Origin of the sequence: Bacillus sp. FJAT-29814, assembly GCF_001510715.1 — a bacterium.
Classification (GTDB): Bacteria; Bacillota; Bacilli; order Bacillales; family Cytobacillaceae; genus Neobacillus.
Map to the genome: position 1 here is coordinate 493296 of NZ_LMTJ01000002.1, position 26636 is coordinate 519931.

28 protein-coding genes and 1 pseudogene are annotated in these 26636 nt (G+C 39.9%); 10 read left to right on the forward strand and 19 right to left on the reverse strand.

The window, feature by feature from the left end; all coding sequences use genetic code 11:
* The 6 genes from AR334_RS06455 to AR334_RS06480 form a co-directional block, all read right to left on the reverse strand.
* Positions 1-774, reverse strand: coding sequence for an EAL domain-containing protein (locus tag AR334_RS06455; protein ID WP_253701195.1), 774 nt, complete (start codon positions 772-774; stop codon positions 1-3).
* Positions 775-1056: 282 nt separating this feature from the next.
* Positions 1057-2244: an amidohydrolase gene (locus AR334_RS06460; protein WP_066307041.1), complete on the reverse strand. Its 1188-nt coding sequence runs from the start codon at positions 2242-2244 to the stop codon at positions 1057-1059.
* A 45-nt stretch (positions 2245-2289) separates the two neighbouring features.
* Positions 2290-3693 (reverse strand): MFS transporter, encoded by a 1404-nt coding sequence (locus AR334_RS06465; RefSeq protein WP_066307044.1) that lies wholly within the window; start codon positions 3691-3693, stop codon positions 2290-2292.
* Between the two features lie 200 nt (positions 3694-3893).
* Entirely contained in the window at positions 3894-6227 is a 2334-nt protein-coding gene (locus AR334_RS06470) for a helix-turn-helix domain-containing protein (RefSeq protein WP_066307046.1), read from the reverse strand.
* Between the two features lie 101 nt (positions 6228-6328).
* Positions 6329-6982, reverse strand: coding sequence for a permease prefix domain 1-containing protein (locus AR334_RS06475; protein WP_066307048.1), 654 nt, complete (start codon positions 6980-6982; stop codon positions 6329-6331).
* A complete protein-coding gene (locus AR334_RS06480) occupies positions 6979-7305 on the reverse strand; it encodes a PadR family transcriptional regulator (RefSeq protein WP_066307049.1) in 327 nt (108 codons plus the stop codon). Before AR334_RS06480 ends, AR334_RS06475 begins: the two co-directional genes overlap by 4 nt.
* Positions 7306-7565: 260 nt before the next feature.
* On the opposite strand from AR334_RS06480, the gene AR334_RS06485 reads away from it, so the two are divergent.
* The gene (locus AR334_RS06485) at positions 7566-8171 is read left to right on the forward strand and encodes a TetR/AcrR family transcriptional regulator (RefSeq protein ID WP_066307051.1); all 606 of its coding nucleotides are present in this window, start codon (positions 7566-7568) and stop codon (positions 8169-8171) included.
* The gene (locus AR334_RS06490) at positions 8161-9102 is read left to right on the forward strand and encodes an SDR family NAD(P)-dependent oxidoreductase (protein WP_066307055.1); all 942 of its coding nucleotides are present in this window, start codon (positions 8161-8163) and stop codon (positions 9100-9102) included. Before AR334_RS06485 ends, AR334_RS06490 begins: the two co-directional genes overlap by 11 nt.
* A gap of 54 nt (positions 9103-9156) precedes the next feature.
* Here AR334_RS06490 and AR334_RS06495 read toward each other — a convergent pair whose 3' ends face one another.
* Positions 9157-11397: an excinuclease ABC subunit UvrA gene (locus tag AR334_RS06495; RefSeq protein WP_066307057.1), complete on the reverse strand. Its 2241-nt coding sequence runs from the start codon at positions 11395-11397 to the stop codon at positions 9157-9159.
* A gap of 77 nt (positions 11398-11474) precedes the next feature.
* A complete protein-coding gene (locus AR334_RS06500) occupies positions 11475-11711 on the reverse strand; it encodes a hypothetical protein (RefSeq protein WP_066307059.1) in 237 nt (78 codons plus the stop codon).
* 707 nt (positions 11712-12418) lie between these two features.
* On the opposite strand from AR334_RS06500, the gene AR334_RS06505 reads away from it, so the two are divergent.
* On the forward strand, positions 12419-12928 hold the full coding sequence (locus AR334_RS06505; RefSeq protein WP_066307062.1) for a sigma-70 family RNA polymerase sigma factor: 510 nt from the start codon (positions 12419-12421) through the stop codon (positions 12926-12928).
* Positions 12925-13956 (forward strand): DUF4179 domain-containing protein, encoded by a 1032-nt coding sequence (locus tag AR334_RS06510; protein ID WP_066307065.1) that lies wholly within the window; start codon positions 12925-12927, stop codon positions 13954-13956. Before AR334_RS06505 ends, AR334_RS06510 begins: the two co-directional genes overlap by 4 nt.
* Positions 13957-14062: 106 nt before the next feature.
* Here AR334_RS06510 and AR334_RS06515 read toward each other — a convergent pair whose 3' ends face one another.
* Complete coding sequence (locus AR334_RS06515) at positions 14063-14287, reverse strand: spore germination protein (protein WP_066307067.1); 225 nt, start codon at positions 14285-14287, stop codon at positions 14063-14065.
* A 180-nt stretch (positions 14288-14467) separates the two neighbouring features.
* On the opposite strand from AR334_RS06515, the gene AR334_RS06520 reads away from it, so the two are divergent.
* Positions 14468-15433, forward strand: a complete 966-nt coding sequence (locus tag AR334_RS06520; protein WP_066307069.1) for an alpha/beta fold hydrolase — start codon at positions 14468-14470, stop codon at positions 15431-15433.
* A 69-nt stretch (positions 15434-15502) separates the two neighbouring features.
* Here AR334_RS06520 and AR334_RS06525 read toward each other — a convergent pair whose 3' ends face one another.
* On the reverse strand, positions 15503-16096 hold the full coding sequence (locus AR334_RS06525; protein ID WP_253701196.1) for a DedA family protein: 594 nt from the start codon (positions 16094-16096) through the stop codon (positions 15503-15505).
* Positions 16097-16385: 289 nt separating this feature from the next.
* Here AR334_RS06525 and AR334_RS06530 point away from each other — a divergent pair, with 289 nt between their 5' ends.
* Entirely contained in the window at positions 16386-17678 is a 1293-nt protein-coding gene (locus tag AR334_RS06530; RefSeq protein WP_066307071.1) for a hemolysin family protein, read from the forward strand.
* A 66-nt stretch (positions 17679-17744) separates the two neighbouring features.
* On the opposite strand, the gene AR334_RS06535 is transcribed toward AR334_RS06530, so the two are convergent.
* Together AR334_RS06535 and AR334_RS06540 are read right to left on the reverse strand one after the other, a co-directional pair.
* Positions 17745-18338 carry a YdeI family protein gene (locus tag AR334_RS06535; RefSeq protein WP_066307073.1) on the reverse strand — a complete coding sequence of 198 codons (594 nt, stop codon included), beginning with the start codon at positions 18336-18338 and terminating at the stop codon, positions 17745-17747.
* Between the two features lie 19 nt (positions 18339-18357).
* A complete protein-coding gene (locus tag AR334_RS06540) occupies positions 18358-18903 on the reverse strand; it encodes a hypothetical protein (protein WP_066307076.1) in 546 nt (181 codons plus the stop codon).
* 182 nt (positions 18904-19085) lie between these two features.
* Here AR334_RS06540 and AR334_RS06545 point away from each other — a divergent pair, with 182 nt between their 5' ends.
* The 3 genes from AR334_RS06545 (at position 19086) to AR334_RS06555 (ending at position 20962) form a co-directional block, all read left to right on the forward strand.
* Positions 19086-19520: a CBS domain-containing protein gene (locus tag AR334_RS06545; protein ID WP_066307078.1), complete on the forward strand. Its 435-nt coding sequence runs from the start codon at positions 19086-19088 to the stop codon at positions 19518-19520.
* A 274-nt stretch (positions 19521-19794) separates the two neighbouring features.
* Positions 19795-20421 carry a metal-dependent hydrolase gene (locus AR334_RS06550; protein WP_066307081.1) on the forward strand — a complete coding sequence of 209 codons (627 nt, stop codon included), beginning with the start codon at positions 19795-19797 and terminating at the stop codon, positions 20419-20421.
* 73 nt (positions 20422-20494) lie between these two features.
* Complete coding sequence (locus AR334_RS06555; protein ID WP_066307082.1) at positions 20495-20962, forward strand: DUF3291 domain-containing protein; 468 nt, start codon at positions 20495-20497, stop codon at positions 20960-20962.
* Between the two features lie 39 nt (positions 20963-21001).
* On the opposite strand, the gene AR334_RS06560 is transcribed toward AR334_RS06555, so the two are convergent.
* From AR334_RS06560 to AR334_RS06580, 5 genes are all read right to left on the reverse strand, one after another.
* Positions 21002-21538 (reverse strand): SRPBCC domain-containing protein, encoded by a 537-nt coding sequence (locus AR334_RS06560; protein ID WP_066307085.1) that lies wholly within the window; start codon positions 21536-21538, stop codon positions 21002-21004.
* Positions 21539-21609: 71 nt separating this feature from the next.
* Positions 21610-21987, reverse strand: coding sequence for a VOC family protein (locus AR334_RS06565; protein ID WP_066307087.1), 378 nt, complete (start codon positions 21985-21987; stop codon positions 21610-21612).
* A 25-nt stretch (positions 21988-22012) separates the two neighbouring features.
* Complete coding sequence (locus AR334_RS06570; protein ID WP_066307088.1) at positions 22013-22339, reverse strand: helix-turn-helix transcriptional regulator; 327 nt, start codon at positions 22337-22339, stop codon at positions 22013-22015.
* 270 nt (positions 22340-22609) lie between these two features.
* The gene (locus tag AR334_RS06575) at positions 22610-23587 is read right to left on the reverse strand and encodes a ring-cleaving dioxygenase (RefSeq protein WP_066307089.1); all 978 of its coding nucleotides are present in this window, start codon (positions 23585-23587) and stop codon (positions 22610-22612) included.
* Positions 23588-23961: 374 nt separating this feature from the next.
* Entirely contained in the window at positions 23962-24348 is a 387-nt protein-coding gene (locus AR334_RS06580; protein ID WP_066307091.1) for an iron chaperone, read from the reverse strand.
* Positions 24349-24505: 157 nt separating this feature from the next.
* On the opposite strand from AR334_RS06580, the pseudogene AR334_RS06585 reads away from it, so the two are divergent.
* Positions 24506-24742, forward strand: a pseudogene (locus AR334_RS06585) (hypothetical protein); the annotation flags it as partial.
* Positions 24743-24865: 123 nt separating this feature from the next.
* On the opposite strand, the gene AR334_RS06590 reads toward AR334_RS06585, so the two are convergent.
* On the reverse strand, positions 24866-25969 hold the full coding sequence (locus tag AR334_RS06590) for a threonine synthase (RefSeq protein WP_066307092.1): 1104 nt from the start codon (positions 25967-25969) through the stop codon (positions 24866-24868).
* 62 nt (positions 25970-26031) lie between these two features.
* Positions 26032-26406 (reverse strand): RidA family protein, encoded by a 375-nt coding sequence (locus AR334_RS06595; RefSeq protein WP_066307093.1) that lies wholly within the window; start codon positions 26404-26406, stop codon positions 26032-26034.
* Positions 26407-26636 lie beyond the last annotated feature (230 nt).

Genomic DNA, 26636 nt, shown 5'->3' on the forward strand with positions numbered 1-26636 from the left:
TTAACTTACTGAAAGGCTTCGTGATCGTGAATACTCCGGTATTCTCCCTGGTTTTACTTCCTCTTTTGGTTTACCTAAAGCGTATCCTTGTCCAAAGTCTACACCTTGTTCACTAATAAAAGCCAGTTCTTCGATTCTTTCGATTCCTTCTGCAATTATTTGAGAAGAAGACTGTTTGGCATATTCAATGATTAATTTGACCAGCTGCTGTTGCTCTCTATTTTTGTCAATATTTTGAATGAGTGACCGATCTAGTTTAATAAATTCAGGCTTTAAATAAATTAATGTTTTTAAGCTATTGTATCCGGAGCCTACATCATCAACGGCAATTCGGAACCCTTGTGAGCGATAATTGGAAAGAACTTTTTCAAACAGTTCAAAATCTGTGACTGCGCTTTTCTCGGTCAATTCAAAAACAACCTGTTTCGGGTCAATTCCGAGCTCTGATAACAGCCGACGGGTTTCGCCACTATGATAATTAGAGTCAAGCAACACATGAGGGTGAATATTAATGAAAATCAATGGGCTTCTCTCGAGAACGTTCTCTTTATTTCTATCAATGAAACGTTTCAATGCGAGATTTCGGCAAAAGCATTCAAATAAAAACACTTGATTCGTTTGTCCAACAAAATCGTAAAACGTTTCTGTATTTGAAAATAAGGTTGTTTTACCAGGACGATTCAATATTTCATATCCGACTGTTTCTCCTGATTTCAAGTTAAGAATAGGCTGAAAAAAGGTATCCAATGTGTGATGTTTTATTATTTTTTGCAATTCCTTCAAACTTCTATAATAAACCAGATCCTTCTTTCTTCTGTTATTTAAATACATCAGAAAAGAATAAAAATGACTAGTCTTTATGTGGGAAAATAGTTTCGGATGATCCATTTTGCACCTACTTTTAGATTAGATACTTTAATTTTACTTATATATTGTTAATAAATTGTAAAGTTGTTTGTGAGTTTATGTAAACTTCTTGGAGGAAAAACGCGGGCTTAGGTGGGAAATGCACATAAAAAAACCCCCGCATTTAAGTTAATGCAGGGGGTTAACTGGTTAATCTTTATTAAAATATCCGCAAACAACTTGGCCAACCGCTTTTGCAGCGACTAAAAGGGCATCTTCATCGATATCAAATTTTGGATGGTGATTAAAGTATGGTTTTTCTACCCCTTTTGGCGTACAGCAAATGTAAAAGAAGCATGCTGGGAATCTTTTTGCATAGTGCGCAAAATCCTCTGATGGAGACATTTTAGGGAATTCCTTCACTTCTGTAATATCTCGATCATTGGCATTTTGCAAAAATCCAGCTACCCTTTCGGTCAGTTCAGGGTTGTTATACAATGGCGGATAATCCGGTGTATACGTAAGTTCACAGGTTACATTGAATTCTTGTTCAATGCCCTTGGCGATACGGCGAATTTCTTGTTCAATCAATTCCCGTGTCTCATCTGTCATCGCCCGAACATCGCCTTCTAGTTCGACACTATCTTTAATCACATTGAACGTACCTTTTCCGTCAAACGAACCGATGGTAATAACCCCCATATCAAATGGGTTTAGACGGCGGCTGACGACCGTTTGAACCGCTGTTACAAAATGAGCACCAGCGACGATGGCATCATTTGCCAAGTGGGGCGAAGAACCGTGTCCGCCTGTGCCTTGAACTTTTAATTTAAAGTAGGCACGGCCTGGGAATACGTAGCCGCTGTTGTAGCCGACAACACCTGATGGTCCAAGCGGCAGTAAATGAATCCCGAAAATATCGTCTAAATCATCCAGTAAACCGGATTGAAGCATTCCAATCGCGCCACCCGGCGGCACTTCTTCAGCAGGCTGATGGATAATTTTAATTTTTCCTGGAATTTCATCCTTTAGCTGGATCAGGCAGTCCGCCAGAACCAGTAGATAGGCAGTATGTCCATCATGACCGCAGGCATGCATAACACCTGGATTTTTTGACTTGAATGGCACATCCGTTTCTTCCGTAATCGGAAGCGCATCGAAATCAGCACGAAGGCCGATGGTTTTGCCCGGCTTGCCGCCTTCAATCGTCACGATAATCCCATGGCCGCCACCGACTTTGGTATCCACTTTGACATCTTTGCCTTGGTAAAACGCTTCAATATACTTGCTTGTGTTTTCTTCTTCAAATGAAAGTTCAGGGTTTTCATGAAGATAGCGACGGATCCCAATGATTTCGTCTTTCCGTTCTTCTAACATTTTCATTAATTGTTCTTTCATTTCGAATGACCTCCATCCAAATTGACCTTTGGCTTCTGGAATATATTAGCTGGCTTTTTTCGTTAAGACCGCTTTTTGTTCTTTTCCTGCGTTTTTTGGAACCATGAAAATAATGGAAATCAGTGCCAATACACCGAAGATGACATTGACAATAATCCCTGATGTTGCTGCGACTTCAGTACTGCCGACGGCGGCAATTCCGGCATACACGGCTGCTGAAATGGCCACACCGAACGCTCCGCCAAGTGAGCTTGCCATTTTGTAAACCCCCGCAGCTGCTCCCACCTTATCAGAAGGCGCGTTGGATACAGATGTATCTGTAGATGGAGTTGCGTAAATGCCAAGTCCTAAACCAAACAATGCAAACCCAATGAATACAGCAACGGTATAGGCAAAGCCCGGCAAAAAGGTTAGACCCATCATTGCTACACCAACCGTCGTGATCACCGTACCCCAAACCATTGGAGATTTAGCGCCAGATTTTTGAAGAATTTTCTCCCCAACGCGAATCATTGCCAGTACGGCAACTAAGTAACCAATCGACAGCATCCCTGATTGAAAAGCGGTAAATCCACGTGCAACTTGAACATACGTATTGGCAACCACTAATGTACCAGCTACGGCATTTAATAAGAAGTTAGAGTAGGTTGCCCCTGCATATGGTTTATTTTTAAATAATGAAAAATCGATAAGAGCAATCGCATTATTTTTTTCAACTTTCACAAAAGTAATGATTCCGACAATTGTAATAGCAAGACAGATTAAAGTAAGTGTGCTTGTCCAGCCCCAGTCTGCTCCACGAGTAATGAACAGATTCAACGCCAGCATTGTTACGACCAAAATACCTAAACCCTTAACGTCAAACTTAAAAGCACCTTTTGAGTTTGCTTTGCTTTCCGGTGTATCCTTAATCAGCCACATACCGAGAAGTGCAAAAATAATCGAAAAGATGAAAATCCATCTCCAGCCCATATAGGTGGCAATCGCACCGCCAGCGAATGAACAAACGCCAGAACCGCCCCATGATCCAATTGACCAGTAGCTCAGGGCGCGCTGACGCTCGGCTCCTTCAAAATACTCTTTCATCAACGCGATCGTTGCCGGCATAATACATGCCGCAGAAAGTCCTTGAATGATACGGCCAATTATTAATAATGCCGCCCCTTGTGCTAGTACAAGCATCAATGACCCAATAATGCTCAATACGAGCCCAATATACGTAATTTTTTTACGTCCCACTTTATCAGCCAATCCGCCAGCACCGACGATAAACATACCCGAAAATAATGAGGTTAAACTGATTGCAATATTAAGGGTTCCAAGTGAAACACCTAAGTCCGATTGCACGGCCGGAACGATGTTGACCATGGCTTGCGCAAACAACCAGAATGTAATAACGCCAAATACAATACCTGTAATTAATTTATTTGTCCCTTTATATGTTTCCATTTCCGTTACCTCCTAGATTGCAACATGTAATTTGCTATCTACTTTTTTTAACAACGCCCGCGGTATGTATTAATTATAAAAAACGACCCCTTTAAAAAGGAGTCGTTTTTTAACCACTTCAGCTGACTAGGAAGGTAATATTATTTACTCAGAAACTTTTAGGGCAAAAATTTACCGTGTTTTTTTTACCATTGTCATTCTTATTTAAATTCTTTCCTCAATTCAAAAAAGTGAATGGCATTAATGGTTAAATAGGAATAAAATGACCAATCCCCGTCAATTTTTTCATCAAATACGTTTAGTAATGGTTGGCTGGAATGAGTGATGTAGTCAATAATCTCCTTGTCCAAGCCAAATTTGCTGTTATTTTCCCACCAATTCTTATACAAGGCACCGTTGTCTTTGTCAAAAACATACTTCCGCACTTGATATTCCCCATTAGGGATCCCTTTAATCGTGACGCGTACTTCTTTCACCAATTTTTGTAAAAATGATTCTTCTATTGAAAAGTACGGATTGACTATATTGTTATTCATTAATACAATCTGGTAACCAGTCTCATTTTCCATCATGATATGATACGCACCTTTTGAAACGACTTTTCCTTGCAGCCTGTTAAAAAAGGACATCGCATAGAAGGCTGGGCGTTTGCCATTAAAATAATGAAACAGCTCCATTCCTTCAAGGGGAATATTTCTTCCCTCTACATTTCTTTCATGAATTTCGGTATTGATCCAAAAACCAAGCGACTCGACTTCTTCCGCCACAGCAAGCGCATCATGCAAGATTAACGATCCGCGGAAAAACGTCCCGTTCGTATAACGGGTATTTCCGGAAAAAGAACTCCAGTTCATTAAATGAATCGGTTTTTCGATCGAATGGCTTTTTAAGTAGTGGGTCAATTTATGCGTTTTTTCCTTAATAAAATCTTTTGCCAATACATAATTTTCATCGATGTCGTATTTGTAATCCACAATTTCATTTGGGCTTGCCTGAAACGCAATGAAATCAATGTGCTCCGGTTGTTTTAAAATCCATTTATGCGCTTCATCCGTGGCTCCTGTTTGAAAAGAAAATGGCAAAAATACTCCCATCCTTATAGAAGGAACTAGTTTTTTCATCAATTGGTATAATGCTGCATAAAATTGTTCTACTTGACTGCTTTCTAAAGCATCTTCATCCGTCAGGTAGATAAAATACCAGGAGCCAACATAATGTTCACCGAACATTTGCACACAGTGTCTGATAAAATGCTCGAGTACTTGAAAGTATGACTCATGATCAGTTTTTCTATATGTAATTTGGATAAATAAAGATAGGTTATGTGTCTTTAAAAAATCGATGACATCATCCGAGTTATAATAAGGAGAGGTTGTCGGAATCAATTCATCCGTTTCTACAGCCGGAGATATCGTCCTTCCCCTTAGTAATTTATTGATACTGATATATTTTATATTTAATCCTTTTTTCGCTAATAGCACTTGCTTGCGTATATTTTCTCGTTGTAATTCCCTCAATTCGCCAATCGTTAATATATTGTCTGGATGAGTAAATTTTTTACGAGGTGCAGAAGCTAAATCAATTGTTAGTTCTTCGAAATAGGTCTCTGTATTACTATAGGTTGCCGGATGGTCTTCCTCTGAAAGGAGTTCACCTAATTTCAACATCAGTTCAGGAGAATTCAGGAAGGCGCCTCTATCCTCCAACTGGTAATACTTAACCAAATTCACTTGTTCTTTTGCGTGCTTTTCCCGAAACGTATGGGGTGTCTCCCCATACACCTCTTTGAATAATGTGGAAAATGATTTGGTATTGGGAAAGCCATTTTTCATGGAAATATAGGTAATCGAATCCTTGGTATATTGCAAATCCTTCACACTGTGCTCCAAGCGGACATTCATGACATAACGGCTAAAACCAATTCCAAATTGCTGTTTGAAATACCGCGAAAAATAGCTGGGCGAAAGATAAAAATGTTTCGCGACATCCTCTAAGGTGATCGGCTCGTCAAAATGCTGATTGACATAGGAAATCATCTCCTGCGATCGCTGGTCATTCGAATCGATGTGATTCCATTCCGGTCTGGTTCCCTTAAATCGCTGAATCAAGGTAAGCAAAATTTTGCATGTTAAGATATGTACCTCAAGCTGACTGCCTTCCTCCTTTCTGCAATAGGCAAGCAGCAGTTCAGAGAGGAATTTGCGCATCTGGGCCATAATTGTTTCTTTCCCGCGGTCCATTTGCTGGGAATATAAATGAAAATGATAGTGACGATATTCCTTATAATAGTCAGAAATAAACGAATCTGGAATCCCTAATGATAACACGGTGTTATTTTTGACAGCCTTCACTTGATACAATTCATTTCGGTTGATTACAAGCAAATCATTTTCTTTTAAGTGAAAAAATCCATAATCGGTTTCAACGATAATTTCACCGTCGAGTACCAGGAGAATTTTGATTCCCTGGTAAATCCGCGATGATAAAAATTCTATATTTTGCAATAGCAATTGGAAACTCCCTGCATGATCCATTTGTTACCACTCTTTCTCATCTTTCATCATACATATAGGATAACCTTAATCTCAATTCATTACTAACAGGCCGCTGAAAGGTCAGTGGCCTGCATACATGGTTAAATGGTCGTTTTCCGGTTTAAAGCTTGTTTTTGTCTTGGAAAAATGAAAGTAAACAGCTGCCTTGCAATTAAATACAGCACAGTTGCCAGGGGAATGGCATATAAATCAATCCAAAAGCCTTCCTGATACTGGTCCGGATTTTTCATGAGGGTGAAGGTCTGGAAAACGGCAATCACAAGGGCAGGCGGTAAAAAGACAAGCCATGGATTGGCCAGCCATCTCCAGTTGACCAGGTCTAGTATCGCTTCATAAATCCCTTCAATTCCTGCCCCTATAAAAAAGAGGATCCCAAATAACATAAGAACACTTTCCAAAGGAACAGGATTGTCAAATTCCGGGTGATAATATTCTGACAATGAATAGGAGATGAAAGCTAGGCCCGCCGTAACAAAGACAACATTCCATAGGAATCGTGCCAGTTTATAAAACGGGAAAATCGCCTTTTTCATTTCCCAATTGATTTTATCTTCATGGCCGAAGGCCCTGATTGCCTGCCGGATGGCTTCATCTTCCGGGAGCCCTTTAATCATCAGCTCCTTCACATGCTCCTCCAAGTGAACGGAAAGCTCTTCCTGAAAATCCCCTCTCTCCTCATCGGACATCGGCAAATCGGCGACGATCTTTTCTATATACTGTTCCAATTTTTTCATGAAAGCCCCTCCAGCGTTTTGTCGATTAATTGATCAATTTGTTTCCAGCTGCGAAGCTTATCGGCCAGCAACTTACGACCGGTATCCGTGATGGTATAGTACTTTCGTCTGCTCCCGTCCAGCCCCTCCTGCCAATAGGACTCCACACATTCCTTTGTTTCCAATCGCTTTAGGGCCGGGTAAAGGGTACCCTCATTCATATGGTAGGCATCATCGCTCAGCGCCCGCAGTTTCTTGGTCATTTCGTACCCATAACAATCCTGTTCCACCAACAAAGACAGCAATAATATCTCAATACTTCCTTTTAATAGCTCCCTATCCATATGGATTCCTCCAGTTTTTTCTAGTACCATTGTATAACAAGGTACATTGTTAGGCAATGTATACGATGAAAAAATTATAGATGCTTGCAAAAGTACAGAAGTCTAGAATCAGCAAACTAACCTCCCTTGCATGAAATGGGTCTATTATTGTCGGAAGTTTTTTCCTGAAAATGGTTGCAAATGATAAAAATGTGGATATAATAATTGATATATAACACACGATATGTATCAACTGAATTCTATTACTAAAGGAGTACAATATGGCACCTAAGTCAAAGTTCAATAAAGACCAAATCATTGAAGTTGCGTTTGAAATCGCCAGAACAGAAGGGATTGGTGGCATTACGATCCGAAAGGTGGCTGATAAGCTGGGGAGCTCCATCGCTCCAATCTATGTAAATTTTAAAGATGTTGATGAATTGATTCAGGAAGTGGTTAATAAGACCTTTGAAGTGAACAGACAACTGATAAAGGAGCAAAATACAGGCTATCCGTTTCGTGACATAGGAGCCGCCAGTCTCAAATTTGCCAAGGAGTATAGCGCCCTGTTTCGCGACCTTGTAATCAAGCAAAATGATTACATCAATAATCTGGAGCAGGATGAGGATATGCTTGTAGAAATGATGAAACAAGATCCTACTCTCGAGAGCTTTTCCGATGAAGAACTCAGAACCATCTTATTAAAAATGAGAATTTTTCAGATAGGTCTTTCCATTATGGTGGCAAATGAATTGCTTCCGGACGATTTTGACGAGGGAAAAATGATGCATATGCTAGGCAGCACCGCCAGTGATATCATTACCGCAGCCCATATGCGGAAAGGAAAAAATGCGAGTAAAGAACAGGAGGATCAAAATGAACGATAGGATTGTGATTATTACAGGTGCAAATTCGGGGATTGGAAAAGCAGCCGCACTAAAATTTGCGGCTGAAGGCTATCGAGTGGTCATGGCCTGCCGTAATATAAAGATTAGTGCACCCGTACAAAAAGAAATCATAGAAATGACCAAAAATACAAATGTAGATTTGATGGAGATTGATGTTTCTTCTTTTGACTCTATTTGTACATTTTCCACAGCATTTAAGGCGAAATATCCGCACCTAGACATCCTCATCAATAACGCCGCCTATTTAAATCACGGAGAGAAAGAGTATAAGCTAAGTCCCGAGCATATCGAATTATCGTTCGCTACAAACACTTTCGGCCCTTTTTTGTTGACCCTATTATTGGCTGACCATCTCGAAAAATCTCAAGACCCGAGAGTCCTCAATGCTTGCACGACAAATATTAAAAATTTCTTTGACCCAAAAAGGAAAATTGAGTTCGATAATTTACGCGGGGAATTGCGCGAGACAAGGCCTTACAGCGTATATAAAATGTACGGTGACTCGAAAATGGCGCTGCTGATGCTAACCTTTAAACAGGCCGAAGAATTTAAAAGCAGAGGAATCAAAGTCAATGCGATTCAAATAAATCGTGTAAAACTATCAAAAGAGACGATTCAAAAGATGCACTCGATTTGGAGGGTGTTTGCTCGGTTACAAAATCTCACGAATCCGCAGCCATCAGGCATGGCTAATAACTATTTTCACATTTGCACCTCGGATGAATTTAAAAATCTAACTGGCCAGCTGATTAACCATAAAAGAGAGATTATTGAGCCATCAACGGCCGAAACGGGCTTGGCACAATTAAAAAATATATTCGGTAACAAGACATACCCTAGCTATGCGACAAATCCTCAAAACGTTGAACAAGTATGGAAGTTGAGTACCACGCTCACCGAAAACTTCTAATTTTCCCATAAAGCACGGGGGCACTTGCCCCCCTGCTTTATGTAACATACCCGCTTACATATATTTCGCTGTAACTGACCTTTCACATTCCATGATCCCCGCTGGAGGCCCTTGGTACAAAATTTCACCGCCGCCAGTCCCTCCATCTGGGCCCAAATCGATCATCCAATCACTAGCGCGAATCACGTCCAGGTGATGTTCAATGACAACGACCGTATTGCCTTTCTCCACCAGCTTATCAATAATGCTCAAAATATTGGAGACATCTGACATGTGCAATCCGGTGGTCGGTTCATCCAGAATATAGATGTTCCCCTTCTTATTCAATTCCTTTGCCAGCTTCAACCGCTGACATTCACCACCGGATAACGTGTTCAATGGTTGTCCTAATGACAGATACCCAAGTCCGACTGTCTCCAGGCTTTTCAGCTTGCTTCGGATATCTTTTGCTTCAAAAAATTCCACGGCTTCCGCGATCGTCATTTCCATGATATCTACTATATTTTTTCCTTTATATAAGTAATGGAGCACATCCTGTTTATACCGTCTGCCCAGGCATTCGCTGCATTCCACTTCCATTTCATCCATGAAGGACAAATTGAGTTTCACCGTTCCCGTTCCCCCGCATGTTTCACAGCCTCCAATCGAATTATAGCTAAATAACCCGCTGTCAACACCGTTTGCATCGGAAAAAGCTTTCCGTATGGAATTCATAATGCCAGTAAAAGTCGCCGGATTGGAACGGATATTGGCGTGCACCGCACTTTGGTCAATGGTGATGGCCTCCGGAAAATCCTTGGCAAAAACTTCATTCACCAAGGTGCTTTTCCCAGATCCCGCTACTCCTGTAACAGCCGTAAACACCCCTATTGGCACACGAAGACTGATGTTTTTTAAATTATGTAAACTGCTTTTTCGGCTTTCAAGAAACTCGGAAACCGGCCTTGGTTTTGGATTGATTTCTGTCTTTCGGTTTAAGTAGTTGGCTGTAAGGGTATCAGAAGACAAAAATTCCTGGTGACTGCCGCTAAACATAATTTCCCCTCCGCCTGACCCCGCAAATGGCCCGACATCAACAATATAATCGGCGATTTGAATGACGTCTGGGTCATGCTCTACCACTAAAACGGTATTTCCCTTATCACGCAGTTTGACAAGCAATTCATTTAACCGGTACACATCACGCGGGTGAAGACCAGTGCTTGGCTCATCAAATATATACATTAACCCCGTTAAGGTACTAGACAAATATTTCACCATCTTGACCCGTTGGGATTCACCGCCTGACAAAGTAGGGGTTTCCCTTGTCAAGGTCATATAGCTCAAGCCAATCTCACAAAGATTTTTCAAGCGTTCCATAATGCCGTCCACAATTGGTTTCGAGTTTTTATCAGCAATCTGCGGAAGCACCTCAATTAAGTCGTCCAACTGCATGGATGTAAGGTCATGTATCGAATAACCGTTAATTTTGGAAGACAATACTTTCTCATTGTACCGTGTCCCGCCGCAGGCCGGGCATGTGCCAGTGGTTGCATAATTCTTCAGTTTCTTCTCGGTTTCTTTCGTTGTCTCTTTGTCCCTTTTCACATTCTGGCGCATAAATTTTACAGCCAATCCTTCGTAAGTTGTATTTAAATCGTTATTCATGTAACTTACGACTACTTTTTGCGGTTCTGCGTAGACCAGCTTTTCAAATTCTTCTGGTGTATAATCTTTTATTTTTTTATCTTTATCAAAGAAACCAGATTCGGCGTAAGCTTTCCACTGCCATGAACCCGGTGCAAAGCCTGGAAGCAAAATGGCTCCTTCATTTAACGATTTCTCCATATCCAGGGCAGCATTTATGTTTAACGTAATCGTTCTGCCAATCCCCTCACACTGCGGGCACATGCCGGCAGGATCATTGAAAGAATAGGCATTTCCGTATCCGAGATGGGGTTCGGCAAACCGCGAAAACAACAGCCGCAGCAAGGGATTAATGTCTGTAACCGTTCCAAGTGTAGACCGGGCATTTCCGCCAAGCCGCTTTTGATCCACTACAACAGCGGTAGACAGATTTCTGATTTCATCTGCTTCCGGCCTGCTGTACCGCGGCAGAAACAGACGGGTAAAACTGCTGTAAGTTTCGTTTAATTGGCGTCCTGCTTCTTGGGCGATGGAATCGAATACAATCGAGGACTTTCCTGATCCGGACACACCGGTAAAAATCGTGATTTTCCCTTTTGGAATTTGTAAATTGATATTCTTCAAATTGTTTTCCCTGGCGTTGATCAGTTCTATGTATTCCTGAATCATCCTATCCACTCCTTGGCAGTTGCTTGATTTTGCGACTTTATTAAAGCCAGAACTTAGATTAAAAAAACTTGGTGTAATTAACCAAGTTTTTGTTGATGCTTGTAGAAATAAATTTTTTCTGCAATAAAACTAATAATCAGACCATAAATGAATGGTAACATTGAACCGGACTTAACATAGAAACCATTTGCATGATCCGTATATTCGAATTGCCACATAAGCAGTGGAATGGTAAACATGTGTCCAATGAAATATAGTAGCGTCGTTGTCAGTACAAATGACCCAAAAGCGACTCCGAAACGATTTCGTTTCATTACATCACACTCCTACGTTATTCATTATAGCCGTTTTTCCAAAAATTTCATCTACCCTTTCTCTTTTTTCTTTCAGAAATAACTAATAAAATTAGGAAAATTCCAGCGAATAGGTAGGCAGATACATCTCCAAGTAGCCAAATACGGTATGTCATAACTAGGCATGGATAAAAAGAGCAATACACCAGAGACAATTGCCAATAAAAAGGCTACATAGATATTGGTTATTTTCATTTGAATTCCTTTCTCTAAAATCAATTAGACGATGGGTATCTTCCCCTTGGTTTTTTCCACTATTTCCCAATGCTTGCATTATAGCAAAGTTAGAAAAAAATCAAAATAGTTTAGGTCTATTGACCTGTTTTGTGCGGGATTTCTGAAGAAACTCCGGCTGCGGACAGTTTTACTGGTTTCGGTGGCGGTTTTGTCCGCAGGACCGGTTCTTGCGGACAGTTTCACTGTTTTCGGTGGTGGCTTTGTCCGCAGGACCACTTCTTGCGGACAGTTTTACTAGTTTTAAAGTCAGTTTTGTCCTCCTGACGCTTTTATTTTCAAAATTCCTACCAAAAAAAGGGCCAAAGTAAATTAAAATAAATCATAGATAAAATCTTTCGTAAAAACTCTGACAAATTTTTATTTAAAAATTTCGGCCAAATAAAGCGATGCTGCGTCAAATAGTTTAGAAAAACACAAAAGGGGGGAAACCGATGAAATCGCGGTCAAACGATGAAGTTTTGAGCGAGGAGCTTTTCATAGCCTCATTCGAAAAAATTAAAGATTCTATCTACAGAGCGGCATATTTCTATACAAAGAATCAAGCAGATGCCTTGGATATTGTCCAGGAAGTGGCCTACCGGGCGTTTAGAAACCGAAAATCCTTGAAGGAATTGAGTTATTTTAAAACGTGGATTATTAAAATTACGATCAACACCTCGATTGATTTGCTAAGAAAACGGAAAAAGGTCGTCGAATTAACCTTTAAGGATGAAATGCCCAACCAGCAGAAAGAAGAGAACTACAACAGCTTGTTCTTAAAGGAGCTGCTGAATGCTTTAGATGAAGAGGAAAAGAAACTAATTTATTTAAAGTATTACCTGGAGTATACCTTTCAGGAGATTTCGGACATTACGGATGCACCGGTCAGTACCATCAAGTCGAAGATTTACCGGGCCTTGGAGAAAATTCGAATGAATCATCGATTGGAGGAATTATCATGAACCCAATTAAAAACGAACTTGACAATATTTCGGTTCCAAAGGACGTGATGGAGAGGATGTACATGGGTATTCAACAGGCAAAGCAAGGAGAGCAGGAACCTTCCCCGAATCACCGTGCCAAAAGTAGAAAGAAGAAAATCATAGCAACAATAGCAAGCCTTGCTGCGGTCGGAGGTCTGTTTTTCGCATCAGCCTTTGTCTCTCCAGCAATGGCCGAGGTCGCATCTAAAATCCCATTCTTGAAGGATCTTTTTATCAACGATATTGAATTAACAGACTCCAAGCCTGTCGTGGCCACGCTAAGGGAAGAAGCAATGAACCTCGGGATAACCGTCCAAGGGATGGGGATGGGCTGGGAACTGGCCGGCGATGACCCGGATGCATTGGTCATCATCCTGGACGATAAAGATTATAACAAAACAGCAAAAACCCAAGTGGAAAACCTTGTGAGAGATGTCCTTGATAAGAAAGGATACTATGCAAAGGCCCTCCAAGTGATACCACAGAGTGAAGATTTATATAAATCAATGATGAGAATTAATGTACTCATGAATCAACAGGCAAAAGAAATCCAACAGGAACTCAAGAATAAGGGTTATGGAGTCGATTTCGTTAGTATGAATCGTGAGCCCGGTGAAATCTTCGTGATCCTTCCGGAAACCGAAACACGAGTAGACGAGATTCGGGCAATCATTCAAAGTTACCAAAAAGCCAATTATAATGAATTTTTCTTAGATATCAGAACAGTGAACCTAAACCAGATGGACCCGGAAACAAAACTAAAACGTGACCTGTATACCATTTTCGAAAAACTGGTTGCCAAGAAAGAATATAAGGTCGAATATTTTAAATACACAACAGAAGGTCAACTGACCATCACAATCAAAGCATCCATCGACACGTATGATAGTGAAAATGTAAAAATGGCTGATAGGATTAGAAATGATGTAAGGTCGATTTTGGACAAAGAATATCAACAGCCTTATAAAATTGAGATATTGGGAATTAATGATGAAAAGATAGATTGACCTGTTTTCCATTTTCTATTCAGGAAAACTTGAAAATGCAGCAGCATTTAAACTAGGATTTGTAAAAGGCTCAGTTCAAAACATTGAACTGAGCCTTTCCGTAGGTCTAGGACTCTTGGGCCGTATTTGCATTTGAAACATTAATTTTGCCACTGTTACTATTTGTGAATGAGTTTATAGAGCCATCACCAAATGCGAAATTCCCACCGATGATGGTATTGTTAGAGGTATGGCTGTTTTGATAGGTTGGGCCATAATTAATATTTGCATTATTAAAAAGTGCTTGTACCTTAATTTGCCTTAAATTGATGAAGAAGGCCAATTCAATCACCGTCCTTACTTCAGTTTATTTTAAAAAAAGGCTGATGATTGTCCACATGCCTAGCTACTGCTTACACATTCACAACTCTGGTAGTTTCATAACTCATTACAACTCAAACTATGCAAAAATACAAAAATGGAATATATTGTATTCATAATAATTTAACATAGTAGAAATGAGCGTGTCGAGATGGAGTTACAAGCAAGAGCCCTGCCGAAACAGAAAAAACGAATAAAAGCGCTGCAGCTGACTGGTATTCTTATTGTAGTGTTTTTTGCCTCGATCATCTTTATTTACCATTCTATTTTATGCTATGCTCCTTATCCGCCAGTGGGAAAAATGGTTGACGCCGGGGATTATCAGCTTCATATGTATGCGGTCGGAGAAAAAAACAATCTTCCTACGATTCTATTGGAATCTGGCTCTGGCACCCCCTCATCTGTTTCAGATTGGCGTTATATTCAGCCTGAGCTTGCGAAAATAACTAGAGTGATTACCTATGACCGGGCCGGCTATGGCTGGAGTGAGTCCGCTTCCAATGACCGGACCAGCGAGCAAATCGTTGAAGATCTTCATAAAATGCTGGAGGTTTCCGGTGAAACGGGACCTTTTCTACTCGTCGGGCATTCCTTTGGCGGTTTCAACATGCAATTATTTGCCCATCGGTATCCTGACCAAGTTGCCGGACTTGTTTTAGTAGACTCATCCCTTGTAGGAAAAAGTCCGAAGGTATCAGATTCAGGGTTGTTTTTACAAGGGTCGTTAAGGGCTTTGGGTGTGATGAGAGTAATGGGCAATCTAGGGATGCTTCCGGTCCCAGAGGCAGTCATGTCCGATAAACGGTCAAAGGAATTTTTGTATCGTAGTTTTTATAATACGGACCAAAGAAGTGAACTTTTGTTTATGGCTTCAGCTGATGAAGAGCAGCTGAAGGTGGTTCAAAAGGAAGGATTGGGAGATCTTCCTGTGATGATTCTCTCCTCAAGGGCGGAAGAAACGGAGCACAAAGACTGGCAGAAGGCCCAGGATGCGTTACTTCAGTTATCAACAGACAGCAAAAGAAAAATCGTGGAGGACTCCGGCCACTACATTCACCATGACCAGCCGAGGATTGTTTTGGAGAGCATAATGGAAATCATCGAAAAGGTAAATTAACTTCCTTTTAATAGAAAAAGAGCCTGATTTGAAAAGTTTCAACCTCAAATCAGGCTCTTCCCTATTATACTAGCTCTGTACGTTTACCTTTCTTCTTTTTACAATCAACCAGATAATAAACAGAGCGATGGGAATCAATAAAAAGTTGGCATATTGGCTAAATAATTCGCCAGCTGTTTCCCATTGTGGCCCTAGAATATAGCCTAAATACACGTAGCAGGCTGTAACTGGCAGCATCGCTACATACGTGTAAATGATAAATTTCCAAACACTCATTTTAGCGATTCCGCAGGGAATGGATATAGCCGTCCGTACCCCAGGGATAAACCGCCCGATAAAAGCGACAGCTCCCCCATGTTTTTCAAAAAATCGATCCGATTTTTCCATATGCTCTTCTTTGATAAAAAAGTACTTTCCAAATTTCAGGATGGCGACCCTGCCTCCATAACGTCCTAAGGAATACAGTGTCAGCGGCCCCAAAACCCCGCCAATCGAACCTGCAAAAATCGCTCCATATAAATTCATTTCTCCTTGATAGACCCAATAACCGGCCAGTGGCAAGACAAGCTCGGCCGGAACAAATTCAAATGTTAATGCTAGCATAATGCCAAAATAAGATAGTTCTTTAAACGATTCCACCATTTCTAGGATTAGAGTTTCCACAAGTTACCTCCACCATTATTGTTTTAACATCTGGCAAGATTTTGTTCAAAATAACCCACAAGCTAAGATTATACCATACAAGTTAGACGCGACCCCATTAACAAGTTATGGATAGTGAATATTTTTTAAATTATGAAACCTAATTTTATTTATATCGTACTAATGGCTAATGGTTTTATAATCAATCTGGGCACAATTTAAAGTAGAAAGTGTAACATGCGAGAAAACCATGGAAGAATTTTGTCTATTATACTAGGAGGTGTAGGTCTTACCAACGTAAGACTAATGATTGACAACAGTTAACTTATTATTGATTGTATTATTAATTGCATTAACTGCATTTTTCGTGGCGACCGAATTCGCCATCGTCAAAGTTCGTGTATCACGGATTGACCAACTCATCGCTGAAGGAAAAAAAGGAGCACTTTCCGCTAAAAAGGTCGTCACCCATTTAGATGAATATTTGTCAGCGTGCCAATTAGGGATTACGATCACGGCATTAGGTTTAGGTTGGTTAGGCGAGCCAACGGTAGAAAAATTGTTGCACCCCTTATTCGAGTATCTTCAATTAAATGAATCGATTACACATATCCTATCATTCGGTATTGCGTTTGCTTTGGTTACTTTTTTACATGTGGTAGTTGGTGAGCTTGCGCCGAAAACGGCAGCCATTCAAAAAGCAGAAGAGGTTACGCTTTTATTCGCAGTGCCAATCATTTGGTTTTATAAATTGATGTACCCGTTTATCTGGTTTTTGAATGGTTCAGCGCGTGTTCTTGTAGGATTATTCGGTTTAAAACCTGCTTCGGAACATGAAGTGGCCCACTCTGAGGAAGAATTGCGGATCCTATTATCTGAGAGCTATAAGAGCGGGGAAATTAACAAGAATGAGTTAAAATACATGAACAACATCTTTGAATTTGATGAAAGAATCGCCAAAGAAATCATGGTCCCCCGAACGGAAATTGTGACCATTTCGATTAACGCTTCCTATAAGGATACCATTCAAACAATTAAAAGTGAGCATTATACCCGATACCCCGTCGCTGATGGAGATAAAGACAATATTCGCGGTTTTATCAATGTGAAAGAGTTTCTGACGGCACTGCAAGATACAAATATTGACGAGGACTTTCAATTGGAGAAATTCATTAATCCGATTATTCGGGTCATTGAGACAGTCCCTATCCACGATTTGTTAGTAAAAATGCAAAAGGAACGCACCCATATTGCCATTTTAATGGATGAATACGGAGGCACCTCCGGTTTAGTGACAGTTGAAGATATTCTCGAAGAAATTGTTGGTGAAATTAGAGATGAATTTGATGAGGATGAAGTGCCTGCTATTCGTAAGCTAGGGGAGAATCACTTTATTCTTGATTCAAAATTGCTCATCGAGGACGTTAACGATTTATTAGGCATTGATTTATCTCATGAAGAGGTCGACACAATTGGCGGCTGGTTCTTAGCCAATACCATCGATGAGGAGAATGATTCGGTGATGGAAATGGAAGGATATAAGTTCAAGATCCAAAGTAAAGACGGGCATCAACTTCATTATTTGGAAGTAAAAAAAGTCTAGGAGTATTGCTTAGGTCCGGTGAGCCCGTTCTAGGAGGCAGCCGGACCTTTTTGTTTGACTTCTCATCTAATCATTTAAACCTTTTCCATCGAGAATTTGCTGCATATATTTTTCGATCCGTGATTCTCGGGTTTTGGATTGTTTTGGCTGGGAAAAATAAAGTATGTATGCCCTTTGCCGTCCTGGCGTCAATGCCTCAAACGCAGTTTTCAAGGCAGGAATTTCATCAAATTTTGTTTGAAGTTCATTAGGAATTTTGTATTCTGCAGTCGTTTTAAGGCTCACTTCCAAACCGGCTTTTTCCACTTCAATCGCTTCATAAATATAATCTTTTATGATGGGCTCCATCCCAGCTATTTCTTGAACATCGGTGAACCGAATCTGGCGCTGCGCCTGGGAATTCTCCCCGGGTCTGCTTAGAATGTCTTTAGGATCCTTTAACAAAGCCCCCTTGAAAAACATGAGCGCACAGTATTCTTTAAATCCCTGGATGACGACGATGTTCTTGCTCTCAGCCGTATAACAAGGCAGCCTCCACTTCAATTCTTCAGTCAAATCACAGCCAAGGGCGATAGTTCTTAACCTCTTAAATTCTTCCTGCCACTTTTTCGCTGTACTTAAAAATTCATCCACCTTCGGATTGGTTCTGCTATTTGTCATCAAAGAACCCCTCTTCCAATCAATCATCAAGGGGAATCACTTCCGCGATAAAAAGAGAATCCCCTGAAAAGATACAATACATATCAGTAATACCATTATCCAGCTTGGTATCTCGAATGACAATGCCTTCGTACCCCTTTTTCATAAGGTGGTTTCGGAATGCCGTATTGGCTCCTTCCTTATTCAGAAGTGTCGCTTTGTCCTTCCAGGTGGGATTCCTGTTTCCGGCCGCAAAGTAATCGCAATAGTTGTCTCGTTCTTTCATAAATAAATCGAAGGAATCCTCAGATATATATTCCTTTAAGTTTGGTTCATCCATATAGACTTTGTAGACAAAGCCCCTGACTGGCCTTTCGATCTGTACCACTTTCGGCTCCCCGTCCTCCCAAAACTCCGTATTGGACTTTTGGATCACCGTCTCCGTTCCGATGGCAAAAGGCTTCGCTGAATCGACATCAGACGTAAACCAAAAGCCAATCGTATCGATCCCGTAAGGTAAGTTTTGGACAACTGCTTCTTTAGGAAAGTGGTCGAATTTATTAATGGAACCATGATAAATAATCATAGGCAAACCCTCCATTTTTAGTTTGCCCTAATTGAACCGGGAACTTTCAAAGCTAAGTACGTTTATAGCAATACCTACAAGGAAGACAACCTTGCGAAAATGTTATTGAAGAAAATACCATTAATTAATATCGCCAATGTTCCCTATCCTAATAAAGGAAAAAATTTTTAGGAGGAAGTATTATGGCACAATTAAGAGATATTATGACATCAAATGTTGTAACCGTTAACGAAAATCAGACCGTACAGGAAGCGGCAGCGTTAATGAGCGAGTATAATATCGGGGCGATCCCAGTAGTAAATAACAGCAGACAGATAGTTGGAATTGTAACGGATCGTGATATTACCCTTCGTACGACAGCACAAGGAGAAGATCCACAAACACCTGTATCTCAAGTCATGACTGCACAGAAAATCGTACAAGGTACCCCTGATATGGATGTTCATCAGGCAGCAGATTTGATGGCACAGCAGCAAATTCGCCGGTTGCCGGTAGTCGAAAATGGACAAATAGTCGGAATGGTTGCTCTAGGCGATTTAGCCGTACAAGATATATATGCAAACGAGGCAGAACAGGCGTTACAAAGCATTTCAACCCCTTCCGCACCTCAGCAATGACTTTAAAAATTGTTTAGAGTTTTTTTGGACACAAAAAAGATGAAAATATGCAAATAATGATGGTAAGCTGACTTGTTTGATACAGGTCAGCTTTTTCTTATTCTTTACAAACGGGCAGAGACTTTGCTATTTGAGAAGAACGTGAGTTTGAGAAAATGACGAATATGGAATTGCATAAGGGTCTAAAGCCTCTAAACAGAACAAATGTTTTGGTGTAAAATGGTTACGTCTAGTTTGTTTTTACTATATTTATATTTTAAAAGGTGGATTTAAATTGAATGGTACATCACATGCAGCAATAGGATCAGCAGCAGGATTTATGGTGGCTCAAACGTATGAAACATCTCCGTCTGTGACACTCTTGTTAGTCGGATTAGGTGCCGTCTCAGGATTAATCCCTGATTTGGACATTGACGGGAAGCTTCGCGGAAAAATTACTTTGTCTCATAAGGTGATTCGGCTATCTGCCCTAATCATTGGAATAATGATGATTTTCTATAGTTTCTTAGAAAAAACGGCGATGGAAAGATGGATGGGTGCCGGAATAGGATGTTTGATTCTAGTAGTGGCCTCCCTCATTAAGCAAAAACACATGTTAACGATTAAGGGAATAGCTGTACTGGCGGGAGGATTCTCGTTAGAGGAACTTTGGTTAATTCTACTGGGAGTTTTCATAGTCATTGCTTCATTTACTTCGCATCGAAGCTATACCCACTCTATCTTGGGCATTGTTTTCTTTGGGGTTATTGCCTTCCATTTGGAGGCTTCACTTGGAATAGAAGGTGTTTTTTATACCTGTCTTATCGGCTACATCAGTCACCTTGTGGCGGATTTAAAAATACTGCCATTTAACAAACGTGGGGTTAAGCTGTTCTTACCGCTGTCTTCAAAAGAAATATAACTTTGCACTAAAACGAATTTGGTCAGTCTTTCTTGAATATATGTTTGGTAAAAAGCATAAATGGGGAGATCTAATGGCTGTTGTTGCGATCTACACTATTGGCAGGCTTAAATATCCAAATGACCATCCTAACACTCGTGAGTTTTTCGAAGTGGGATACAAAGTAATGCGGCAGGCTGAATTATCAGGGCATCTTATTAGGGAGTTTTCAGCTGATGGAGTGCCATACCCTGAGGTTGCGAGAAAAGGGGCTGGTGAGCCTGTTCTTACATTAACGGTTTGGGATAGCCTACAATCTTTATACCGTTTTACCTATTCAGGCAGGCATAAGCAAGCCATAAGAGACAGGAACAAGTGGATTGAACTTCATCAAGAAAAACACCCTTCATATGTGGTTTGGTGGGCAGAGAATGTGAAGGTTGTTTCCTGGGAAGAGGCTTTCAAGAGGTACAACTATTATATTCAGCATGGAACGACTCCTTTTGCTTTTGACTTTAAAAGTGCATTTGATGAAGATGGGAAGACGTTCTTGGTTAAATAGCTGACAAAGCCCCCCTTAACTAGTGAAGGGGGGCTATTGTTATTTCCACACCGGAAAATTCTTATTTATTTGGCTAAGATATCCTTCTAGACGGTCCCATGTTTCGGCTATACCTTGTTCCATACCCATATCCATAACGGTCTTGAGAGCCTCCGCGGAAATATATTCTCCCCGGTTAATTAATTTTGTCTTACCGTCCATATCGATAAATTCCAAGGTGACTTCGGTTGAAGGCAATTTGTCATCAATATTTCCCTCTGCATCGGAGAAATAATCTGTAAAGAGAATTAACTCAGATACGACAATAGCCTTGTAGATTCCTTTTCCCCAAGATTCCATACCATAAAATTTCCCTTGATTCGGATCCACACATTTCATGCAATAGTGCCAAACACCACCTGGTCTGAAGTCGACATGACATACCGGAAGTTCCCAACCCTTTGGTCCCCACCAATTTTTGAGATGCTCAGGCTCTTTAAACATTGTAAATACGAGGTCGCGCGGTGCATTGAATATGCGCTCTAGAATTAATACCCGATCGTTCTCTACTCTCGTAATCATTGTATTATTTGACATTACAGCTCTCCTCCAATTGAAGTAGTATTGAAGTAATGCGGGCTAGATACAGCAGTTGTTGTTATCCCTTTTTAATTCCTTTCCATAACGGCGAAATAATGATCCTCATCGTCAGCAAAATTAAATACTTTTCCAGAAGGCATCTCAACAATATCTCCGACTTTGACATTTTTACTTTTTAAGTTCAAATGCAATTGATCGGCATTGTCGGTAAAGAACATCAAAGAAGGGGTACCCAAATTTAATTCTGGTTCCATTTGAGCGATGAAATCTTTATTGTGAATAACGATGCTTGTTGTTGCATTTTCTGGGGCAACTTCAATCCATCTCATACCTTGACCGTTATCCTCTTCTGCAATTACCTTAAAACCTGCTTTTTCCGTCCAAAAATCACGGGCTTGATCTTGATTTTTGACATACAACATAACTTGACCTAAATGACGAATCATTCATTTCACTCCTTAAAAATTTTCATTAATTCAATGGTTTTTTGCCCTGTAATACATTTAGATAATCGTCCAACCTATCCATCCTGTCTTCCCACAATCTCCTGTAGGAGTTAAGCCACTTATCCAGTTCTTGAAAAGGTTCCGGTTTTATCCTATAGATTCGGCGATTAGCGATCGGCTGAACCTCGACCAGTCCAGCGTCGCAGAGCACGCGAAGATGCTTGGAGGTTTGCGGTTGTTTCAATTCTAACTTCTTTGCTATTTCGCCAACCGGAAGCGGCCCTTCTCGCAGTAGGTCAATGATTTCAAGGCGGTTGGGCTCAGCCAGGGCACTGAAGGTGTCCGGGTTCATGTTGAATCCTCTCCCAACTTCTGTTTTTATTCATTAATTTCTCTGTTTGTTAAAATATACCTCATGAGGAATATTCCTGTCAAGGAATATTAATAAAAAATAAAAAAAGCTTTTGAAAGCGCTCAAGATTCAAGTCTGGTTGTATTTCAAAAGCTGGTGAAAAGGGACCCTATATTATGAAATACAATTTGCTAAGTAAGGCAAGTGAGAAACGAATAGCAAAAAAAGAACAGCAATCATATAAAATTGCTGTTCTTTGTAACATTCTTTTTATTCTTTTACAAATTCTTTTGTACTTCTTACAGTATCAATCGGGCGAACATACTTTTCGATTTCTGCACGTTTAGGCTCTAAGAATGGAGGTAAAGATAATTTTTCCCCAAGCGTTTCATAAGGTTCATCTCCCATAAAACCAGGGCCATCAGTAGCGAACTCAAATAAAATTTGCGGTGCAACCCTTGCGTACAATGACTCAAAAAAGTGACGGTTGACATAACCGGATGTAGCGAATCCAAAACTACCCATTCGTTCAATCCACTCTTCTAAAACAGCGCGATCCTCTACACGGAATGCCGCATGGTGAACCGTCCCAAAACCTTGTCGGGCTTGAGGAAGAATCGGATCATATTCCACAATGACCGAGGCACCATTCCCGCCTTCCCCCACTTCAAATAAATGGGATGATCCTTCTTTGGCAGTCTCTTTAAATAATAGGACTTTTTCCAGCATTTCTTTAAAGTAATCAAAGTTCGCAATCCGAACAAAGACAGGTCCTAAACCGGTAATGGCAAATTCGAGTGGGATTGGGCCTTTTTGCCATGGTGTGCCAGATTCAACCCCTTTATTGAATTCGTCAGAAATCAACTGATATTGTTGATCATCAAAATCAACGAAAGAGAGAGTTTTCTTGCCAAATTGTTCTTTGATGCCAGTATGTTTTACTTCTAGGCGATCAAATCGTTTTACCCAATAGTCTAATGCCGCATCACTTGGTACACGGAACGAGGTCTTTGAAATCTCGTTTGTCCCATGAACGCCTTTCGGAATGCCGGGGAAGTCAAAGAACGTCATGTCCGTTCCTGCACTGCCTTTGTCATCTGCAAAAAATAAGTGATAGGTTTGAATATCATCTTGATTGACCGTTTTTTTAACTAACCGCATCCCTAACACATAAGTGAAAAATTCATAGTTTTTTTCGGCACTGCTTGTTATAGCAGTTACATGGTGTATTCCTTTTAAATGGTTCATGATATATTCCTCCAAGTTCTTTAAATTTTTATCTCGAATTTGATTATCTTGAATCTGAGATAATAATACTACTTATACATATTCTTGTCAAATATCTTTTATTCTTATTTACCTTACTTGCCCCTTCATCGAAAATCCTCATCAATTCTAAGAACAAAGCAATTTTATTGGCTATTGGGGATCCTTTTTTATTGGATAGAGCAGTTTGGGTAGCCTATCATCGCTATTGGCGACCGGATTTTGCTGGCCAGAGCTGTTTGGGTAGCCAATCATGGCTATTGGCGACCGTATTTTATTGGATGGAGCAGTTTGGGTCGCCTAAGATCTATTATGGTATTTGTTGTTTGCCTCCCAAAAATAAACCCGTTATTAAATTATTTCTTCTTTTTTATTTTCTCTTCCGCTTTTCTTATGTTTTCAGCCACTCTAAATTTAACGATTTGACTAATCAATTCATAAGGGATGGGTTTTTCAAGAGGAAATTGGATTGCACCTTTTGAGGTCTTATATCCCGTTAATTCCTGTTTAAAAGCATTGATGCCGCTTGGAGTTGGATAGAACCCTATATGGTTCTTGAATGCAGCAAAATGCACCAAATTTCCATTTAAAACAAAAGTAGGCATTTGATAACTTATTTTTTCCACAGCATTTGGTGCTGCTTCCTTAATCACTCTTCTTATTGTTTTCAGTATTTCTTGAACTTCTTTAGGGTACTCCAAAATATACTCATCAATTAAATGAGGATTATTCGTTTGTTCCATAGTTATCTCTCCTTTTCATTTATCACTTTTAGATTCCCAAAACATGTTTTTTTTAAAAATAAGACATCCTAATAGTACCAAAGAAACAGGAAATAAGATTGCCTTTATTTCAAAAAGGCATGTAAGGTGTCCATCTGATTGAAAGGAGCTCTATTTCATGAATCTGTATCAAGTAAGAAAAGGACAATTTGTCTATTATAACAATGAATTACACAAGGTTTATGGGGTAAAGCCGATGTTCAAGCTTTCCGTTCATCTTATTCGACTACGGGACTTAACACAGCATTTAACCAATGCTGCCAGCGTGGAAAAATACAGACCAAAGGACCGTAACAGCTTTATATTTAATCATAAGGCCTATACGCTCAATGAAAATCGAAAAGCGGAAGTAGGGCCAATAGAAGAAGTATGCAACAATGATGCGGCACCTTACCTTTATCCTGACCGAAACAAAATAAAGCCCCTTAACCATGTAAGGGGTTTTTACAATTTACTTAAATACTCGATAGTAAAGTAATTATTTTGATTTAATGCCAGCTCCACAAAGAGGGATGATTATTTTTTCTTCTGGCGCTTTCTGATATTTTAAATAGCCAGCATAGTTTGCAGCTGTTGTCACTTCAACATAAAAACCTTTATCACTAAGTTTAGCACGTGCACTCAGAATCTCATTTTCTTCAATTTCAATAAACTCGCCATTGGTTTGACGAACAGCTTCCAAAATTTGTTTGGAACGTGCTGGTGCTGCAATTGATATTCCTTCTGCTAAAGTACCTGTATTCGTAACAGGTTCCGCTACTGTTTCACCATTTTTATAAGCTTTCACCAGAGGTGCACAGTTTGCAGCTTGGATCGCAATGATTTTCGGCATTTTTTCGATTAATCCGTTTTCAAATAATTCTTTGAAACCATAATATGCACCAAGGACAAGTGTACCGTTACCTACCGGAATAATTAATGCATCAGGCGCATCCTCTAAATGCTCGTAAATTTCATAGGCATATGTTTTGGTGCCTTCATAAAAATAAGGATTATACACATGGCTTGCGTAAAAAACCTTTTCTTCTTCTACCGCTTTTTGTGCAGCCGCTGCAATCTCCTCGCGGGTGCCATGAATTTGTTTAATCGTTGCGCCATGTGCTTTTATTTGAGCAATCTTTTTCGGGGATGTCTCATCACTTAGATAAATATCACATGCAATATGACAACGCGCTGCATAGGCTGCAACCGAAGTTCCAGCATTCCCACTACTATCTGCAATTACTTTTGAAACTCCTAAGTCTTTTGCCTTCGTCATTAAAACAGCGGCCCCTCGATCTTTAAAAGATAAGGTAGGCATCATATAATCAACTTTTACATAAGTATTAGGTTCTTGGGGGTCCAGAACGATTAAAGGCGTTTGACCTTCCCCCATTGTAACCGATGTCCACGTCTTCGAATCTTTTGCAAATGGCATTGTTTCAAAATAACGCCATATTGAGTTTGGATAATGACTCCAAGATGTAACATCTATTTTAGGTGTACTTTTTGCTATATCTAATACCCCGCCACATTCACATTTCCATCTATATGGTGTAATATCATGCTTTTTTCCGCAGCTGTTACAAATATATTGTTCCATCATGATCATCCTATCAAATTATTCACTATAATTTTTTATACAATGGAGGCAAAAAAATATGACTAAATATAAGCGATTGCATTAATTTCAATTTTGAATCCAAAATGTAATTCATTTGTTGGTACAACAGTTCGAGCCGGTTTGTGTTGACCAAAAAACTCTTTATAAACAGCATCTACTTTATCCCACAATTTCACATCTGGAATATATAGTGTCATACATAAAATTTGCTCTTTTTTACTTCCAGCTGCTTCTAAAATCATCACAACATTTTTAAGTGCTTGTAATGCTTCTTCTTCAATGGGGCCAAATTTCTTTTCGCGTGTCTCTGGATCAATTGCAAATTGCCCTGATACGTAAACTGTATCATGATGAACGGTTGCGAGTGCATAATGTCCATTTGACTTTAAATTTCCTACTTCAAAAATGCTTTTCATCTGGCTCTCCTGCCTAATTAGATTTATTGTTTATTTCATATGTTTCATTGCACATAGGTATATAATTTGCCGATATTTCCACTTCAACAACGACAACATCATCGGACTTCATTGGACATTTAAAAATATACTGGTTTATTGATTACCATCGGCAATATTTCGCTCAAGGTTGCAAATGATACTCGGAAGATATCCGAATTCACTGCTTACATTACTGTATAGGCACAGAA

Excerpts from the sequence above, each read along its gene's own strand:
- AR334_RS06460 (WP_066307041.1), bottom strand. The coding sequence starts at position 2,244 with ATGAAAGAACAATTAATGAAAATGTTAGAAGAACGGAAAGACGAAATC.
- AR334_RS06465 (WP_066307044.1), bottom strand. The coding sequence starts at position 3,693 with ATGGAAACATATAAAGGGACAAATAAATTAATTACAGGTATTGTATTT.
- AR334_RS06470 (WP_066307046.1), bottom strand. The coding sequence starts at position 6,227 with ATGGATCATGCAGGGAGTTTCCAATTGCTATTGCAAAATATAGAATTT.
- AR334_RS06475 (WP_066307048.1), bottom strand. The coding sequence starts at position 6,982 with ATGAAAAAATTGGAACAGTATATAGAAAAGATCGTCGCCGATTTGCCG.
- AR334_RS06480 (WP_066307049.1), bottom strand. The coding sequence starts at position 7,305 with ATGGATAGGGAGCTATTAAAAGGAAGTATTGAGATATTATTGCTGTCT.
- AR334_RS06485 (WP_066307051.1), top strand. The coding sequence starts at position 7,566 with ATGGCACCTAAGTCAAAGTTCAATAAAGACCAAATCATTGAAGTTGCG.
- AR334_RS06490 (WP_066307055.1), top strand. The coding sequence starts at position 8,161 with ATGAACGATAGGATTGTGATTATTACAGGTGCAAATTCGGGGATTGGA.
- AR334_RS06495 (WP_066307057.1), bottom strand. The coding sequence starts at position 11,397 with ATGATTCAGGAATACATAGAACTGATCAACGCCAGGGAAAACAATTTG.
- AR334_RS06500 (WP_066307059.1), bottom strand. The coding sequence starts at position 11,711 with ATGAAACGAAATCGTTTCGGAGTCGCTTTTGGGTCATTTGTACTGACA.
- AR334_RS06505 (WP_066307062.1), top strand. The coding sequence starts at position 12,419 with ATGAAATCGCGGTCAAACGATGAAGTTTTGAGCGAGGAGCTTTTCATA.
- AR334_RS06510 (WP_066307065.1), top strand. The coding sequence starts at position 12,925 with ATGAACCCAATTAAAAACGAACTTGACAATATTTCGGTTCCAAAGGAC.
- AR334_RS06520 (WP_066307069.1), top strand. The coding sequence starts at position 14,468 with ATGGAGTTACAAGCAAGAGCCCTGCCGAAACAGAAAAAACGAATAAAA.
- AR334_RS06535 (WP_066307073.1), bottom strand. The coding sequence starts at position 18,338 with ATGACAAATAGCAGAACCAATCCGAAGGTGGATGAATTTTTAAGTACA.
- AR334_RS06540 (WP_066307076.1), bottom strand. The coding sequence starts at position 18,903 with ATGATTATTTATCATGGTTCCATTAATAAATTCGACCACTTTCCTAAA.
- AR334_RS06545 (WP_066307078.1), top strand. The coding sequence starts at position 19,086 with ATGGCACAATTAAGAGATATTATGACATCAAATGTTGTAACCGTTAAC.
- AR334_RS06555 (WP_066307082.1), top strand. The coding sequence starts at position 20,495 with ATGGCTGTTGTTGCGATCTACACTATTGGCAGGCTTAAATATCCAAAT.
- AR334_RS06560 (WP_066307085.1), bottom strand. The coding sequence starts at position 21,538 with ATGTCAAATAATACAATGATTACGAGAGTAGAGAACGATCGGGTATTA.
- AR334_RS06565 (WP_066307087.1), bottom strand. The coding sequence starts at position 21,987 with ATGATTCGTCATTTAGGTCAAGTTATGTTGTATGTCAAAAATCAAGAT.
- AR334_RS06570 (WP_066307088.1), bottom strand. The coding sequence starts at position 22,339 with ATGAACCCGGACACCTTCAGTGCCCTGGCTGAGCCCAACCGCCTTGAA.
- AR334_RS06575 (WP_066307089.1), bottom strand. The coding sequence starts at position 23,587 with ATGAACCATTTAAAAGGAATACACCATGTAACTGCTATAACAAGCAGT.
- AR334_RS06580 (WP_066307091.1), bottom strand. The coding sequence starts at position 24,348 with ATGGAACAAACGAATAATCCTCATTTAATTGATGAGTATATTTTGGAG.
- AR334_RS06590 (WP_066307092.1), bottom strand. The coding sequence starts at position 25,969 with ATGGAACAATATATTTGTAACAGCTGCGGAAAAAAGCATGATATTACA.
- AR334_RS06595 (WP_066307093.1), bottom strand. The coding sequence starts at position 26,406 with ATGAAAAGCATTTTTGAAGTAGGAAATTTAAAGTCAAATGGACATTAT.